Source organism: Cryobacterium sp. MP_3.1 (genome assembly GCF_035984795.1).
Classification (GTDB): Bacteria; Actinomycetota; Actinomycetes; order Actinomycetales; family Microbacteriaceae; genus Cryobacterium; species Cryobacterium zongtaii.
Map to the genome: position 1 here is coordinate 262,288 of NZ_JAXCHV010000002.1, position 14,506 is coordinate 276,793.

15 protein-coding genes are annotated in these 14,506 nt (G+C 69.3%); 9 read left to right on the forward strand and 6 right to left on the reverse strand.

Annotation, left to right across the window (positions count from 1 at the left end; all coding sequences use genetic code 11):
* Positions 1-40: 40 nt before the first annotated feature.
* On the reverse strand, positions 41-700 hold the full coding sequence (locus tag RCH12_RS02770; RefSeq protein WP_088455259.1) for a Maf family protein: 660 nt from the start codon (positions 698-700) through the stop codon (positions 41-43).
* A gap of 41 nt (positions 701-741) precedes the next feature.
* On the opposite strand from RCH12_RS02770, the gene RCH12_RS02775 reads away from it, so the two are divergent.
* The 4 genes from RCH12_RS02775 to RCH12_RS02790 are packed head-to-tail and all read left to right on the forward strand — an operon-like array spanning position 742 to position 5,152.
* A complete protein-coding gene (locus RCH12_RS02775) occupies positions 742-2,055 on the forward strand; it encodes a class I SAM-dependent RNA methyltransferase (protein ID WP_088455260.1) in 1,314 nt (437 codons plus the stop codon).
* Positions 2,056-2,086: 31 nt separating this feature from the next.
* Positions 2,087-2,800, forward strand: a complete 714-nt coding sequence (locus tag RCH12_RS02780) for a response regulator transcription factor (protein WP_134498797.1) — start codon at positions 2,087-2,089, stop codon at positions 2,798-2,800.
* Positions 2,787-4,094, forward strand: a complete 1,308-nt coding sequence (locus RCH12_RS02785; protein WP_327015977.1) for a sensor histidine kinase — start codon at positions 2,787-2,789, stop codon at positions 4,092-4,094. The genes RCH12_RS02780 and RCH12_RS02785 overlap by 14 nt, the downstream gene beginning before the upstream one ends.
* Positions 4,091-5,152: a hypothetical protein gene (locus RCH12_RS02790; protein WP_327015978.1), complete on the forward strand. Its 1,062-nt coding sequence runs from the start codon at positions 4,091-4,093 to the stop codon at positions 5,150-5,152. The genes RCH12_RS02785 and RCH12_RS02790 overlap by 4 nt, the downstream gene beginning before the upstream one ends.
* A gap of 227 nt (positions 5,153-5,379) precedes the next feature.
* Here the strand turns inward: RCH12_RS02790 and RCH12_RS02795 are convergent, their stop codons facing one another.
* Together RCH12_RS02795 and RCH12_RS02800 are read right to left on the reverse strand one after the other, a co-directional pair.
* Entirely contained in the window at positions 5,380-5,619 is a 240-nt protein-coding gene (locus RCH12_RS02795) for an acyl-CoA carboxylase epsilon subunit (RefSeq protein ID WP_088455263.1), read from the reverse strand.
* Positions 5,620-5,630: 11 nt separating this feature from the next.
* Positions 5,631-7,166: an acyl-CoA carboxylase subunit beta gene (locus RCH12_RS02800; protein ID WP_088457865.1), complete on the reverse strand. Its 1,536-nt coding sequence runs from the start codon at positions 7,164-7,166 to the stop codon at positions 5,631-5,633.
* A gap of 185 nt (positions 7,167-7,351) precedes the next feature.
* On the opposite strand from RCH12_RS02800, the gene RCH12_RS02805 reads away from it, so the two are divergent.
* Positions 7,352-8,185, forward strand: coding sequence for a biotin--[acetyl-CoA-carboxylase] ligase (locus RCH12_RS02805; RefSeq protein WP_088455264.1), 834 nt, complete (start codon positions 7,352-7,354; stop codon positions 8,183-8,185).
* 21 nt (positions 8,186-8,206) lie between these two features.
* Positions 8,207-8,764 carry a PH domain-containing protein gene (locus RCH12_RS02810; protein WP_240632371.1) on the forward strand — a complete coding sequence of 186 codons (558 nt, stop codon included), beginning with the start codon at positions 8,207-8,209 and terminating at the stop codon, positions 8,762-8,764.
* Here the strand turns inward: RCH12_RS02810 and RCH12_RS02815 are convergent.
* Positions 8,723-9,289, reverse strand: coding sequence for a GtrA family protein (locus RCH12_RS02815; RefSeq protein ID WP_088455265.1), 567 nt, complete (start codon positions 9,287-9,289; stop codon positions 8,723-8,725). The genes RCH12_RS02810 and RCH12_RS02815 overlap by 42 nt on opposite strands.
* 139 nt (positions 9,290-9,428) lie before the next feature.
* Between RCH12_RS02815 and RCH12_RS02820 the strand changes: the two genes are divergently transcribed.
* The 3 genes from RCH12_RS02820 (at position 9,429) to RCH12_RS02830 (ending at position 12,480) form a co-directional block, all read left to right on the forward strand.
* A complete protein-coding gene (locus RCH12_RS02820; protein WP_088455266.1) occupies positions 9,429-10,565 on the forward strand; it encodes a 5-(carboxyamino)imidazole ribonucleotide synthase in 1,137 nt (378 codons plus the stop codon).
* An 86-nt stretch (positions 10,566-10,651) separates the two neighbouring features.
* Positions 10,652-11,119: a 5-(carboxyamino)imidazole ribonucleotide mutase gene (gene purE, locus RCH12_RS02825; protein ID WP_088457867.1), complete on the forward strand. Its 468-nt coding sequence runs from the start codon at positions 10,652-10,654 to the stop codon at positions 11,117-11,119.
* On the forward strand, positions 11,116-12,480 hold the full coding sequence (locus tag RCH12_RS02830) for an LCP family protein (RefSeq protein ID WP_088455267.1): 1,365 nt from the start codon (positions 11,116-11,118) through the stop codon (positions 12,478-12,480). The genes purE and RCH12_RS02830 overlap by 4 nt, the downstream gene beginning before the upstream one ends.
* Positions 12,481-12,509: 29 nt before the next feature.
* Here the strand turns inward: RCH12_RS02830 and RCH12_RS02835 are convergent, their stop codons facing one another.
* Both RCH12_RS02835 and rfbD read right to left on the reverse strand, forming a co-directional pair.
* The gene (locus RCH12_RS02835) at positions 12,510-13,655 is read right to left on the reverse strand and encodes a glycosyltransferase family 4 protein (RefSeq protein ID WP_088455268.1); all 1,146 of its coding nucleotides are present in this window, start codon (positions 13,653-13,655) and stop codon (positions 12,510-12,512) included.
* The gene (gene rfbD, locus RCH12_RS02840; RefSeq protein ID WP_088455269.1) at positions 13,652-14,506 is read right to left on the reverse strand and encodes a dTDP-4-dehydrorhamnose reductase; all 855 of its coding nucleotides are present in this window, start codon (positions 14,504-14,506) and stop codon (positions 13,652-13,654) included. The genes RCH12_RS02835 and rfbD overlap by 4 nt, the downstream gene beginning before the upstream one ends.

Consider the following 14,506-nt stretch of genomic DNA (forward strand, 5'->3'; position numbering starts at 1 on the left):
AAGAACACTGCGTGGGGCTACAAAGGCCCCGAAAGAACGGTCAGTCCGGTAGGGCCGAAGTGCCCGTATTCCACAGGCTCGGCCAGTCATAGCCCAACCGGAGCACCAATCTGCGCAGGGTCGGCAACGACAGTCCGACGACCGTGGACGGGTCGCCCTCGATGCGGCTGATGTACGGCGCGCCGAGGCTGTCGATGGTGAAAGCGCCCGCGACAAAGAGCGGTTCACCGGTATTGATGTAGGCGTCGAGCTCCGAATCGGTGAGGTCGTCGGCGAACGTCACGTCGGCGACGGCGACGGCACCGACGGCACGGCCGGGCCGACCGTCGATGTGCTCGATCAGCCAGTGGCCGGAATAGAGCTGCCCGGTGCGTCCGCGCTGGGTGTGCCAGCGCTCCCTGGCACGCTCGCTGGTGTGCGGCTTGCCGTAGATCACACCGTCGAGGACGAAGACCGAGTCCCCGCCGAGGATCAGCCCGTCGATGCCCCGCTCGGCACCGACGGCCGCGACGGCCTGGGCCTTCGCCCGCGCCAGCAGCTCGACCACATGGTGCGGAGTCAGGGGCTCGCCCAGGCGTTCAGCCTCGGCCGCCGCGACGGCATCCTCGTCGACATCGGGCGAAATGGTGACGGGTTCGATGCCCGCCGCGCGCAGCAGCGCCAGCCGGGCGGGGGAGGTGGAGGCGAGGTAGAGGCGCATGGAACCCTTCAGGCGGCAGGCAGATGTGGGATGCTCATTCAATGGGCACCAACACTAATCGTCAGGCAAGTCAGAGCACTCCAGAGGGCGAGATCGGCACCGAACTCGACCTCGATATCACCAACGTAGCCCACGGCGGCATCTTCGTTGCCCGGCACGAGGGCCGTGTGGTCTTCGTCAGCGACACCCTCCCGGGTGAACGGGTGCGCGTCAGGCTCACCGACGCGAACAAGAAGAGCTTCTGGCGGGCCGAGACCGTCGAGGTCCTGGACGCGGCCCCCGAACGTCAGCCGCACATCTGGGCCGCAGCGGCCATCGACCGGGACCCTGCCGACCGTGCCGGCGGCGCCGAATTCGGCCACATCGAACTGGGCCACCAGCGCGAGCTCAAGCGCCAGGTCCTCACCGATGCACTGCACCGGATGGCCGGACTCGACAGCGATGTCACCGTCGAGGCCGTGCCGGTGGCAGCGGATGCTTCGCCGGGCGACGCCATGGACGGCACCGGCTGGCGCACCCGGGTGCGCCTGCATGTCACGGAGACCGGCATCGTCGGCCCGTACGCCGCCCGCTCGCACCGGGTGATCCCCGTCGACGACCTGCCGCTGGCCGTACACGCCCTCGAAATGGCCGCGCCGCTGGACAAGCTGTTCGCCGGCGCCGCATCCGTCGACGTCGTCGCCCCCAGCGTCGGTGAAGTGCAGATCCTGGTCGCCGAGCAGGACGACAAGGGCCGCCGGCGCCGCACCGCGCCCAAACCGATCACCGAGCGGGTCGGCGACCGTGAGTTCCGGCTCGACGCCGCCGGTTTCTGGCAGGTGCACGCGCGTGCCGCGGAGACCCTGTTCGCCGCCGTGCAGGACGCCATCGACCCGGACCTGTTCGACCCCAAGGCCGCCAACCTCGACCTGTACGGCGGTGTGGGGCTGCTCGCCGCCGCCGTCGCCGACAGGTTCGGTTCCGACGTGCGCATCACCTCGGTGGAGAGCGACGCCCAGGCCACCGAGAACGCCGGCGCTAACCTCGCCGAGTGGGTCGGCGCCACCGCGCAGACCGGCAGGGTGGACACATTCCTGACCGGACTCACCCGCGACGCCGACGCTGCCGAACGGGCCCGTCTGCAGGCAGCCACCGTGGTGCTCGACCCGCCGCGATCCGGCGCCGGCGGCGAAGTCGTCGACACCCTGGCGTTCCTCGCGCCGGCCCAGGTGGTCTACGTCGCCTGCGATCCGGTGGCCCTGGCCCGCGACGTCGCCCTCTTCGCCGGGCTCGGGTACACGCTGCGGAGCCTGCGCGCCTTCGACCTGTTCCCCAACACCCACCACGTCGAAGCCGTCGCCCTGCTCACCAGATAGCTAGTCTTAGCACCAAGAACGAAGACGAGAGATGACAACCGTGACCGTGACCGAGCCTGACACCGCGACCGACCTGGCCGACCGCCCCGTACGCGTGGGCATCGCCGACGACCATGAGTCGGTGCGGCTGGGCCTCAAGGCCGCCTGTGAGAACACCGGCTTCGAGGTGGTCTTCGAGGCCGCGACGGTACGCGAACTCGTCGACGGCATCGCCGGTCGCCCGGTGGATGTGATCGTGCTCGACCTGTCCCTCGGCGACGGGTCCCTCGTCACCGACAACGTGCACCTGGCCCGCGGTACCGGCGCGTCGGTGTTGGTGCACAGCATCGCCGACAGGGTCGCCCTGGTCCGTGAGGGCCTGGCCGCCGGCGCTGCCGGCGTCATCCCCAAGTCGTCGCCGACGACCACGGTGATGGCCGCCGTCGCCTCCGTGGCCCGCGGTGACGTGCTCAACAACCTCGAGTGGGCCACCGCCATCGACGCCGACCGGGACTTCGCCAAGGCCCAACTGGGCCGCCGTGAACGCGACGTGCTGCACCTCTACGCCTCCGGCCTGCCGCTGAAGATGGTGGCGATGCAGCTGGGCATCGCCCACTCCACGGCCCGGGAGTACCTCGACCGCATCCGCGTGAAGTACGTCGAGGTGGGCCGCCCGGCACCCACGAAGGTCGACCTGTTACGCAGGGCCGTGGAAGACGGCATCCTGCCGGGTCTCGACCTGGAAGGCGGGGATGGGCGCTCCTAGTCCGGCCGAGGTCGTGCCGGTCCGGTCGTTCAGGCTGTCGCCGGGCCGTGTCGCACCCGACCAGCTCGGTGCCGACCTCCTCAACGAATCCAAGCAGCCGCGCAAGCCCATCAGTCGCGCGCAGATCGAGCGGGTGGTCTCGCGGGCCGCCGGCGGCGTGGGCCTGATCTTCGCCCTGCAGACCTATCCGGCGATGCTCGGCCAGCTGGACAGCCTCAAGCCCGGTCTCGGGGTGGCGCTCAGCATCGCGATCTTCGGCGGCCTGGGCGTGGCAATCATCGCCACGCTGGTGAAGAAGTACGTCAGAGTCACCAGCGGCGTGTTCGCGGGGGTGTACCTCGTCGCCCTGATCGGCTGGCCGGCGATGCTGAATACCCCGGAGGGCACCCTCGAGGGCAAGCCTTGGCTCTGGTATCTCTGCACCGTCGCGACCGGTTTCGCCGCCGTCTCGTTCTCCAAGTGGTGGGCGATGACCTACACCTTCCTGGCCCCGATCGCCTACGGCATCGTGCGGGTGCTGCCCGCAGGCGGTGGCGCCGATCCGATGCTCGGCGCCCTCGACGCCGTCTACGCGATCCTGCTCGGCCAAGTGATTCTGATCATCATCACGATGCTGCGCCAGGCCACCGCCGGGGTCGACATCGCGCAGACCAACGCGCTGTCCACGTACTCCGCCGCCGTGCGCCAGCACGCCACCGAGGTGGAACGGGTGCAGGTGGACTCCCTCGTGCACGACAGTGTCCTCGCCGCCCTGTTGTCCGCCGCCGCAGCCGGTACGCCGAAGGCGGCCGAGCTGGCTGCCACGATGGCGGAGGACGCCATCGCCCGGCTCACCGAGGCCGGTTCGCTTCCCGCAACCGACGACAGCCTGGTCCTGTTCAGCACCCTCAAGGAACGCATCCGCAAGATCGCGGACCGGTTCGACGAGCCGATCGAGTTCATCGACTGCGATGCCGAGAGGCTCAGCCTGCCCGCGCACGCGGGCGAGGCCCTCTACGCCGCCAGCGCCCAGGCGATCGTGAACAGCATCCAGCACGCCGGTGTCCCCGGCGACCCGGTGACGAGGTCGGTGCGGATGAACTCCAATCTGCTGGGCGGCTGCGTCATCGAGATCGCCGACTCCGGTGTCGGGTTCGACCCCGCCACCGTGCCCAGCGAACGCCTGGGCCTGCGGATCTCGATCCGGGAGCGGGTCGCGAAGGCCGGCGGCGTCGTCCAGGTGAACAGCAGCCCCGGCCGGGGCACGTCGATCCTGATCGAGTGGCCGCTGCGTGAGCGCGGTGGCCGCGCATGATCTCCGTCCCCCGAGGGCTGATCATCTCCCTGGCCGCCCTGTTCTCGACCTATCACGTGATCCTGGCCCTCTACTCGCTGGATGTGCCGGCGTCGCCGGTACCGGCGCTGATCGCGATCCTGCTCTACGCCGCGGCCACCGTGGCGAGCCTATGGCCGACCAGTCCGGCCCGGATGTCGCACTGGTTGGGGTTCTTCAACGTGGCCGTGTGCATCGCGGTTCCTTTGCTCGTGGGCAGCCAGTTGGACGGGTCCGTGCCCGACAACGGCTACGCCACCTGGTACGTGGCCGCCGTCGGCACCCTGATGACCATCACGGCCACGCGCAGGCGGGCGACCCTCGCCTGGGTCGGGGTGGGCTTCCTCGTCGCTCACACCGTCGTCTGGGCCGGTGCGGGCTCCCTCGCGTCGATGGGCGTCATCGGCAGCGCCGTGTGGGTGTTCGTGGCCGTGACGCTGGCCAGGGCGCTGGCCAAGGCGGGCCGGGACGCGCGGCAGTACGGCCTCGCCGAACGGGAGGCCACCGAGTGGCAGGCGGCGCAGGAAGCGCACCTGTACGAGCGTCAGGTGCGCCTGGCCCAGACCATCCGGTTGGCGGCGCCGATGCTGCGCCGCATCATCCAGGAACGCGGCACGCTCAGCGACGGGCAGCGTCTGGAGTGCCGGTACCTGGAGGCCGCGATCCGTGACGAGATCCGCGGGCGCCGGCTGCTCAACGACGCCGTACGCCGTGAGGTGATGGCGGCGCGGCGGCGCGGCGCCATCGTCACCCTGCTCGACGAGGGTGGCATCGACGACCTGGCCGGCACCGATCTGGAGGTCGTGCTGAACACTCTGGCCGACGCCATGGCCGCCACGACGGCGTCCACGATCATCGCCAGGACGGCGGCCGACGGCTCGGGGACCGCCATCACCGTGGTGGGCATCAACAGCCCTGACCCGCGGCTGAGCGCCCTCGGCCAGGACTTGCCCGACGAAGAAGTGGACCTGTGGTTGGAGATCCCGCGGGCCGTGCACGCGCCGGGCGCCTCGGCCGGCCAGCCGACCCGCCGGCACTGACCGGGCATGCGAAAGGGGACCCACCCGGGGGTGGATCCCCTTCCGACATTTCCGTGTCAGGGCGACAACCCGAATGTCGCCTAGACGCGCCCCCAACACATTCGCCTGCTTACCCTAGTCGGCGAATGATTGGTCGTGTTGCCCGAGAGCAACACCCAGCAATACCAATAATGCCGACCCGGTGATCCGCTGAAAAGTCGTCATTTAGGGGGACAACAGAGTGCGGCTCAGGCCGTGAAGCCCCGCCAGCGCTCGTCGCCCCGCGGCAGCGGCGCCCTGATGGCCCGCTGGCTGTCCTGCCAGGGGCTCGCGGGGCCGTTCGGCGTGGCCCGCAGGTTGTCCGACTCGGCGCGCAGCAGGGCCCGCAGGACGGCGGTCACCGCGGCTGCCTCCTGTTCGGAGACCCCCGTCGTGACGAAGGTGAGCTCGGCCGGGTCGAAGCCGGCGCGGTTCTCTGAGACTGTCATGGCAGCGCCGCCTACAGCGGGATGTTCCCGTGCTTCTTGGCGGGCAGGCTGGCGCGCTTGGTGCGCAGCGCCCGCAACGCCTTGACGACGGAGACCCGCGTCGCGGACGGTTCGATGATCCCGTCGAGCTCGCCGCGTTCGGCGGCGAGGAACGGGCTGGCCACGTTGTAGGTGTACTCGTTGGCGAGCCGGCTGCGGACGGCAGCGACATCCTCGTTGGCCGCTTCGGCCTTCTTGATCTCGGAACGGTAGAGGATGTTCACGGCGCCCTGGCCGCCCATGACCGCGATCTCCGCGGTCGGCCAGGCCAGGTTGATGTCGGCGCCGAGCTGCTTGGAGCCCATCACGATGTAGGCGCCGCCGTAGGCCTTGCGCAGGATCACGGTGACCAGCGGCACCGTGGCCTCCGCGTACGCGTAGAGCAGCTTCGCGCCTCGACGGATCACGCCGGTCCATTCCTGGTCGGTGCCTGGCAGGAAGCCGGGAACGTCGACGAGGGTGAGGATCGGGATCGAGAACGCGTCGCAGAACCTGACGAACCTGGCGGCCTTCTCGCCGGCCTGGATGTTGAGGGTGCCGGCCATCGCGTTGGGCTGGTTGGCGACGATGCCGACGCTGCGGCCCTCGATGCGGGCGAAGCCCACCACGATGTTGGGCGCGAACAACGGCTGGGTCTCGAGGAAGTCGCCGTGGTCGACGATGTGCTCGATGACGGTCTTCACGTCGTACGGCTGGTTGGGCGAATCGGGGATCAGCGTGTTGAGCTTGAGGTCGGAATCCGTGGTCTCGAGTTCGACCTCGCTGTCGAAGACGGGTAGCTCGGCGAGGTTGTTGTCCGGCAGGAAGCCGAGCAGGGTGCGCGCGTAATCGAGGGCGTCGGACTCGTCACTGGCCAGGTAGTGCGCCACACCGGAGATGGTGTTGTGGGTCAGCGCGCCGCCGAGTTCCTCCATGCCCACGTCTTCGCCGGTGACGGTCTTGATCACGTCGGGGCCGGTGACGAACATCTGGCTGGTCTTGTCGACCATGATCACGAAGTCGGTCAGGGCGGGGGAGTACACGGCGCCGCCGGCCGCCGGGCCGCAGATGATCGAGATCTGCGGGATCACGCCGGATGCGGCGGTGTTGCGGCGGAAGATCTCGCCGTACTTGCCCAGGGCCACGACACCCTCCTGGATGCGCGCTCCACCGGAGTCGAGGATGCCGATGATGGGCACCCCGGTCTTGAGAGCCAGGTCCATCACCTTGATGATCTTCTCGCCGGCCACCTCGCCGAGCGAACCGCCGAAGATCGTGAAGTCCTGCGAGTACACGGCCACCTGACGGCCGTGGATGGTGCCGGTGCCGGTGACGACGGAGTCGCCGTACGGGCGCTTCTTCTCCATGCCGAACGCGACGGTGCGGTGCCGCACGAATTCGTCGAGTTCGACGAACGAGCCCGGATCCAGCAGCTCGGCCACCCGTTCGCGGGCGGTCATCTTGCCCTTGGCGTGCTGCTTCTCGATGGCGGCCTCGCCGCTCGCGGTCACGGCTTCGTGGTAGCGCATCTTGAGGTCGGCGAGCTTGCCAGCCGTCGTGTACAGGTCGGGTCCGGTCGGGTTCTCAGTCACGCCGTTCACTCTACCGGCCTCACCCCGCACCGCCCCCAGAGCGTGTCGGCCCGGTGCCCCACCAAACCTGGGCAGAATTGCAGGAGTTATGATCCCCGCGGGGTGTGAGAAGAGGCGTCAGCATGGAATTTCCGATCAGCCGCGGCATCGGGGCACGGTTCGAGTACCTCGACGAGGCCGGCTCCACCAACGATGTGCTGGTGACCCGGGCCACGGGCCCTGATGCGTCGGCCTGGCCCGACCTGTCGGTCATCGTCACCGACAACCAGACCAGCGGCCGCGGACGGCTCGGCCGCACCTGGCTGGCGCCCAGCGGCAAATCGCTGGCCATCTCGGTGCTGCTGCGACCACGGCTGGAGAGCGGCCGGCTGCCGCCGAACCGGTACGGCTGGTTTCCCCTGCTCGCCGGCGCGGCCATGACCCAGGCCGTGCGTTCGGTCGTGCAGGCCGCGGCGCCGCCGCCCGGCGACGAGGAGGCACCCCGGCACGAGGTGACGCTGAAGTGGCCCAACGACGTGCTCATCGACGGCTACAAGGTCTCCGGCATCCTTTCGGAGCTGTTGCCGGATGCCAGCGGCCTGTGCATCGGCACCGGACTGAACCTGAGCCTGGACGAGCACGACCTGCCCACCCTCACGTCCACCTCGCTGATGCTCGTCACCGGTAGCATCCCGAACGCCGACGAGGTGCTCGCCGCGTACCTCGACGCGCTGCGGAGCCTCACCGCGAACTTCCTCGCCGCCGGGGCGGATCCCGTGGCCAGCGGCCTGCACGCCGAGGTGTCCGCCCTGTGCGGCACCCTGGGCGCCGCGGTGCGCGTCGAACTGCCCGGTGGGCAGGACCTGGTGGGCACCGCCGTCGGGCTGGACGGGGACGGCCGGCTGATCGTGGAAGACCAGACGAACGGCGAACTACAGGCCGTCGCCGCGGGGGACGTGACCCATCTGCGGTACTGAATCTGAGGTATTAATGGGTATATGACCAACCCAGCGCAAGTGATGCCCGGCGTGCCGACGACGGCGCCAGAGGTGGTCATCGCCCGGCTCCGCTCGCACGCCAGGGCGCTGTTCTGGCCCACCCTGTTCCTGATCGGCGCGTGCGGCGTGACCGGCTACTACTCCGGAAGCCTGGCCGAGCCGTGGCAGAACGTGATGCTCCTGGTCGGCGCCGGCCTGGTCGTCGTGCTGCTCTGGTTGTTGCCGCTGGTGTCCTGGCTCACCCGGCGGTACACGGTGACCAGCCGCCGGATCATCTTCGTGCACGGCATCTTCGTGCACGAGCGGCAGGAACTGCTGCACAGCAGGGGCTACGACGTCACCGTGCGCAAGAACTGGCTGCAGTCGCTGTTTCGGTCCGGGACGGTGCGGATCAATTCGGGGCTGGAACAGCCGTTGTCGCTGCGGGACGTGCCGGACGCCGACCTCGTGCAGCAGGTGCTGCAGGACCTGATGGAGCAGTCACAGAGCGTGATGGCCTCGCGCCGGCAGGAGCAGTCAGCGCTCGGTGACGAATTCGGCCTCCGCGCGGGACTGTAGCCGCAGCGCTGCCGTGCTGGTGGTCACCGGACCGGTGGCCGCCGTGCCGGTGGGCACCGCAGTGGCGTCCCGGCGGGACGGTGAGAAGACCCAGTACCTGTACAGGGTGAAGCGGAAGACGGCTCCGAGCAGCAGGCCGATCACGTTCGAGGAGATGTTGTCGGCGATGACGCTGGTGTACCCGAGAACGTAGTGGCTCACCCACAGGCAGGCCAGCCCGATTCCCATACCGACGAGGCTGACCGCGAAGAACTCCAGGCCCTCACGCAGGGTCTGTGACCGGCGGTCCTTCGAAAAGGTCCAGTACCGGTTGCCGACCCAGTTGGCCAGGATGGCGAGGACCGTCGAGACGACCTTCGCCCAGATCGGGCCGGAGGCGAGGGCCTCTGGGGAGAAGACGGTGGCCCGCAGCAGATTGAACACTGTGATGTCCACCGCGAAGCCGACGAGTCCGACCATGCCGAACTTCGCGAGCTGGGTCGCGAACGCCAGCACCCGGTACCTGCTGAAGGTTGTTCTCGACATGCATCCGTCCGGCCGATAGGTGAAAATGGAACGTGTAGCGAGAAAACGCGCTTCTCTCGCAGTCTACGTCCCGGCATATTCCTCATCCTGGGAGTTCCCGGCCCCTCGGATGAACGGTCGCACAGAAATTGGTGAACAAATGAGAACGATCGTTGGTGTGATCGGCGGAGGCCAATTGGCCCGCATGATGATCCCCGCCGCGGTGAACCTCGGCCTCGACCTCCGGGTCCTGGCCGAGGCCGACGGAATGTCCGCGCACCTCGCCGCGGTGTCGGTGGGGGACTACCGCGACCTGGCCACCGTCCTCGCCTTCGCCGAGACCGTCGACGTGGTGACCTTCGACCACGAACACGTTCCGCAGGTGATCCTCCGCGAACTGGTGAACCGGGGCATCAGCGTGCACCCCGGACCCGACGCGTTGCTCTACGCCCAGGACAAGCTGCTCATGCGGGAACGCCTGACCGAGCTGGGCCTGCCCGTCCCCGACTGGGCGCGGGTGGCCGACGCGGACGCTCTGGCGCAGTTCCTCGCCGATCACGGTGGCCGGGCCGTCGTGAAGACAGCCAGGGGCGGCTACGACGGCAAGGGGGTGCGCGTGGTGTCCCACGCCCACGAGGCCGACGACTGGTTCCTCGCGCTCGCCGAAGACGCCAACGGCGGCGACCTGTTGGTCGAGGAGCTCGTCGACTTCCGCCGCGAACTAGCCCAGGTCGTCGCGCGACGCCCGTCCGGTGAGATCGCGATCTGGCCCGTCGTCGAGACCGTGCAGCAGAACGGCGTCTGCGCCGAGGTCATCGCGCCGGCACCGAAGTCGGCCGGCCGGCTCAGCGCGCTCGCCGCCGACATCGCCGAGCGGGTGGCCGAGGGCATCGGTGTCACCGGGGTGCTCGCCGTGGAACTCTTCGAAACCACCGACGGCCGGTTGCTGGTCAACGAGCTCGCGATGCGGCCGCACAACAGCGGTCACTGGTCGATCGACGGCTCCACCACGAGTCAGTTCGAACAGCACCTGCGAGCAGTGCTCGACCTGCCGCTGGGCGACACGGCGCTCCGGGACCCCTGGTCGGTGATGGTCAACGTCCTCGGCGGCCCCGCCGAGGGAAGCATGGCGGCCCGGTACCCGGCCGCGTTCGCCGAGCAGCCGACGGTCAAGGTGCACAACTACGGCAAGGACCCCCGCCCCGGACGTAAGATCGGCCACGTGACGGCATCCGGGCCCGATCTGGACTCGGTCAGCTACCAGGCGCGTGCCACTGCGGCATATTTTCAGGACTAAAGCCTAAGATCGTCACCGTGCCAGACAACCTCGCGACTCCCGCCCCCGAGTCCGCCCCCTCCTCAGCCGCGCTCGTCGGCGTCGTGATGGGGTCGGACTCCGACTGGAACGTCATGAGCGACGCCGCGGCCATGCTGGCCGAATTCGGTGTCGCCCACGAGGTGCAGGTGGTCTCAGCGCACCGCACGCCGGAAAAGATGATGCGCTACGGCGCCGAAGCCTGGGGCCGCGGCCTCAAGGTGATCATCGCCGGCGCCGGCGGCGCCGCACACCTGCCGGGCATGCTCGCCGCGGTCACCACGCTTCCCGTCGTGGGCGTTCCGGTGCCGCTGGGCCGCCTGGACGGCCTGGACTCACTGCTATCGATCGTGCAGATGCCGGCCGGCGTTCCCGTCGCGACGGTCTCGATCGGCGGCGCGCGCAACGCGGCCCTGATCGCCATCAAGATCCTGGCGACGGCGGATGACGCGCTGCGCCTCAAGCTGCAAGGCTACGCCGACCAGCTGGCCGAGCAGGTGGAGCAGAAGAACACGGCCCTGCAAGCGAAACTATGACGAGCGCCAGCAGCCCGATCCGGCACCCGAATTCCGGCTCCAGGCAGGTCATGACCCGCCGGGCCTGGTGGCTCGTGGTCCTCAACATCCTTCTGCCCGGCTCCGCCCAGGTACTCGCGGGAAGCCGCGGCCTCGGCCGGTTCGGACTGCGCGCCAGCCTGAGTCTGCTCGGCCTCGGCGTGATCGCCGGCATCGTCTACGCGCTGAACCCCGAGATCCTGCTCACCGTGGCCACCAACTCGATCGGACTGTGGATCCTCGCCATCGTGATGGTGTTCTACGCCCTGGTCTGGGTGGTCCTGACCTTCGACACCATCCGGTTGACCCGCCTCGTGAAGGCCCGGCCCAAGGCCCGGCCGTTCATCGCCGGACTGGCGACAGTGGTGATGGTCACTGTGGCCGGAACCGCCTCCTACGGCGCCTACGTTGCCACGACGGCCAGCGGGTTCCTGTCGTCGGTGTTCGCGGCCGGCCCGTCGGAGCCGCCGGTCGACGGCCGGTACAACATCATGCTGCTCGGCGGCGACGCCGGTTCCGACCGGTTGGGCATGCGCCCGGACAGCACCTCGGTGGTCAGCATCGACGCCGAGACCGGCAAGGCCGACATCATCGGCATCCCTCGCGACCTCGAGTACGTGCCGTTCCCGGAGGATTCCCCCCTGTACGCCTCGTACCCGGACGGCTACGGCTACGACGGCGTCTGCGACGTGGACGTCTGCCAGCTCAACTCGATCTACACCGAGGTGGAGCTCAAGAGCCCGGAGATGTACCCCAACGCGGTGGCCGAGGGCAGCGAACCCGGCATCGAGGCCATGCGTGACGCCGCCAGCGGCGTCACCGGGCTCACCATCCAGTACTACGTGCTCATCGACATGCAGGGCTTCTCTCAGCTCATCGACGCCCTCGGCGGCGTGGACATCACCGTGGCGGAGCGGCTGCCCATCGGCGGTCAGGAAGACGACCTCAGCGACGTGGAAGGCTGGGTGGAGGCCGGTCCGCAGCACATGGACGGTTTCACCGCCCTGTGGTACGGTCGCGCCAGGCACGGCACCAGCGACTACGACCGGATGTCCCGCCAGCGGGTTCTGCAGGAGGCGATCCTGCAGCAGTTCAACCCGGGCAACGTCCTCACCAAGTTCCAGGGTGTGGCCCAGGCCGGCCAGGAGGTCGTCAAGACCGACGTGCCCCAGGGCATGCTCGGCTACTTCACCCGCCTCGCGGCCAAGACCAAGGAACTCCCGGTGGGCGCCGTCGAACTGGTGCCGGCCAACAACGTGGACCCGACAGACCCCGACTACGACTACATCGCCGGCCTGATCGACGCCGCGCTGAACCCGGTCACAGAGACCCCCGCACCCTGACCCTGAGCCGTTGATCGGGCCCGATGGGCTCAGAGGTCGGCGTGCAACTGCCAGACGCGTTCGGCGGTGTCCCGCCAGCTGAACGCCCTGGCCCTGTCGCCGCCGAAGATGCGCAACCTGTCGGCGAGGGCGGTGTCGCCAAGCACCCGGTCCAGGGCGGCGGCGAGCCGATCGGGGTAGCCCGCCGGGTCGTCACGCTCCACCACGAAGCCCGCATCGCCGGCGGCCTCGACCAGGGCCGGCGCATCCGAGTGGATCACCGGGGTGCCGAAGTGGAAAGCCTGGATGATCGGCAGGCCGAAGCCCTCCTCGAGGCTGGGGTAGACGAAGACCGACGCCCGCGAGATCACCAGGGCGAGCTGCTGGTCGGTCAGGCCGTCCAGCGCGCGCACCCGGTCGGGAGCGAGGCCGGCCTCGTCGGCCACCGACGCGAGAGTCAGCTCACCCCAGGAATCCGGTCCGACAACAAGCAGCGGCAGCTCCGCGGCGCCCGGACGGCCCAGGGCCGTGATGAGGGCGGTCACGGCGCGGCGCGGTTCCAGGGTGCCGGCGGTGAGGATGTACTCGTCGGGCAGCCCCAGGGCCACGGCCATGGCTTCGGCGGCGGCGGAATTCGTCGGCAGCACCAGGCCGCTGCTGACGGCCCCGCCGATCACCCGCACCCTGTCGCCGAAGTCCATGATCTCGCCGAGCTGGTCGGCGAGGGCGTGGCTGGGCACCACGATGGCGTCGGCGTGCTTGCGGGCGCGTTTGAGCATCAGCTTGGTTCGGGAGACGGTGGTCGGGGTCAACGACTCCGGATGCGTCCAGGCGAGCACGTCGTGCACCGTCACGGCGACCTGGGTCTCGTCCCTGACCCTGTCGTGCCGGTGCAGCGGAGCAAACAGGCCGGGGGCGTGCACGAGGCCGCGGCCGGCCGAGGTCGCCACACCGAGCTGCCAGGCCGCGGCGAGTTCGCGGCGCGCCAGTGCCATCTTGTGCAGGCCCGCCAGGCCGGGCAGGGCGTCGGTGATCTGGTCGTAGTGCTCCGCCGAGGTGGCCGAGACGATGCCTTCGACCGCACAGTCGGTTGGCGCCGTGGCGATCAGCGACCGGGTGAGTTCCTCGGTGTACCGGCCGAGCCCGCCGGGAACGGGCGAGACCATCTGGTCGACGATGACCCGGAGGGTGATCATGACGGGGTGAAAGCGCCGTGGGTCGAGGCGTCCTCGAGGGCCTCGGTCCAGGGCCGCATCGGGGCCAGGCCGGCAGCGGACCAGGCGTCGTGCCCGAGTACCGAGTACGACGGTCGTGGTGCCGGACGCACGAACGTGCGGCCGTCGGTGGGCAGCACCCGGTCAGGGTCCAGGCCCGCGTTGGCGAACACGGCCCTGGCGAACCCGAACCAGTTCGTCTGCCCGGCGTTGGTGCCGTGGTAGATGCCGGCTGGCGCGTCGGCGTCGAGCATCGCCACGATCTGGCGGGCCAGGTCGACGGTCCAGGTGGGTTGGCCGAACTGGTCGGCGACGACGGAGACGGTGTCCCGGCCCGCGGCGAGGGTGAGCATGGTGCGGCCGAAATTGGGGCCGTGTGCGCCATAGAGCCACGCTGTGCGCACGATGTAGCTGCCGGCGGGATTCTCGGTGAGCACGAACTGTTCACCGGCGGCCTTGGTGCGGCCGTACGCGTTGAGCGGGTCGATCGCGGTGTCTTCGGGGTACGGCGTGCTGCCGGTGCCGTCGAAGACGTAGTCGGTGGAGATCTGCACGAGCTTCGCACCGCTGGCGGCGGCCGCGATCGCGAGGTTGCGCGGGCCGATGGCGTTCACCGCATACGCGGCGGCCTCGTTCTCCTCCGCCGCGTCCACCGCGGTGTACGCGGCGGCGTTGATGATCACGTCGTGGCCGGTGACGGCCTTCTGAACGGCGGCGAGGTCGGTGATGTCCAGCTCGCTGCGGTCCACGGCCGTGACATCACGGTCGGAGAGGGCGTCCTGCAGGTCGCGGCCGAGCATCCCGGCCGCGCCGGCGATCAGATAACGGGTCAT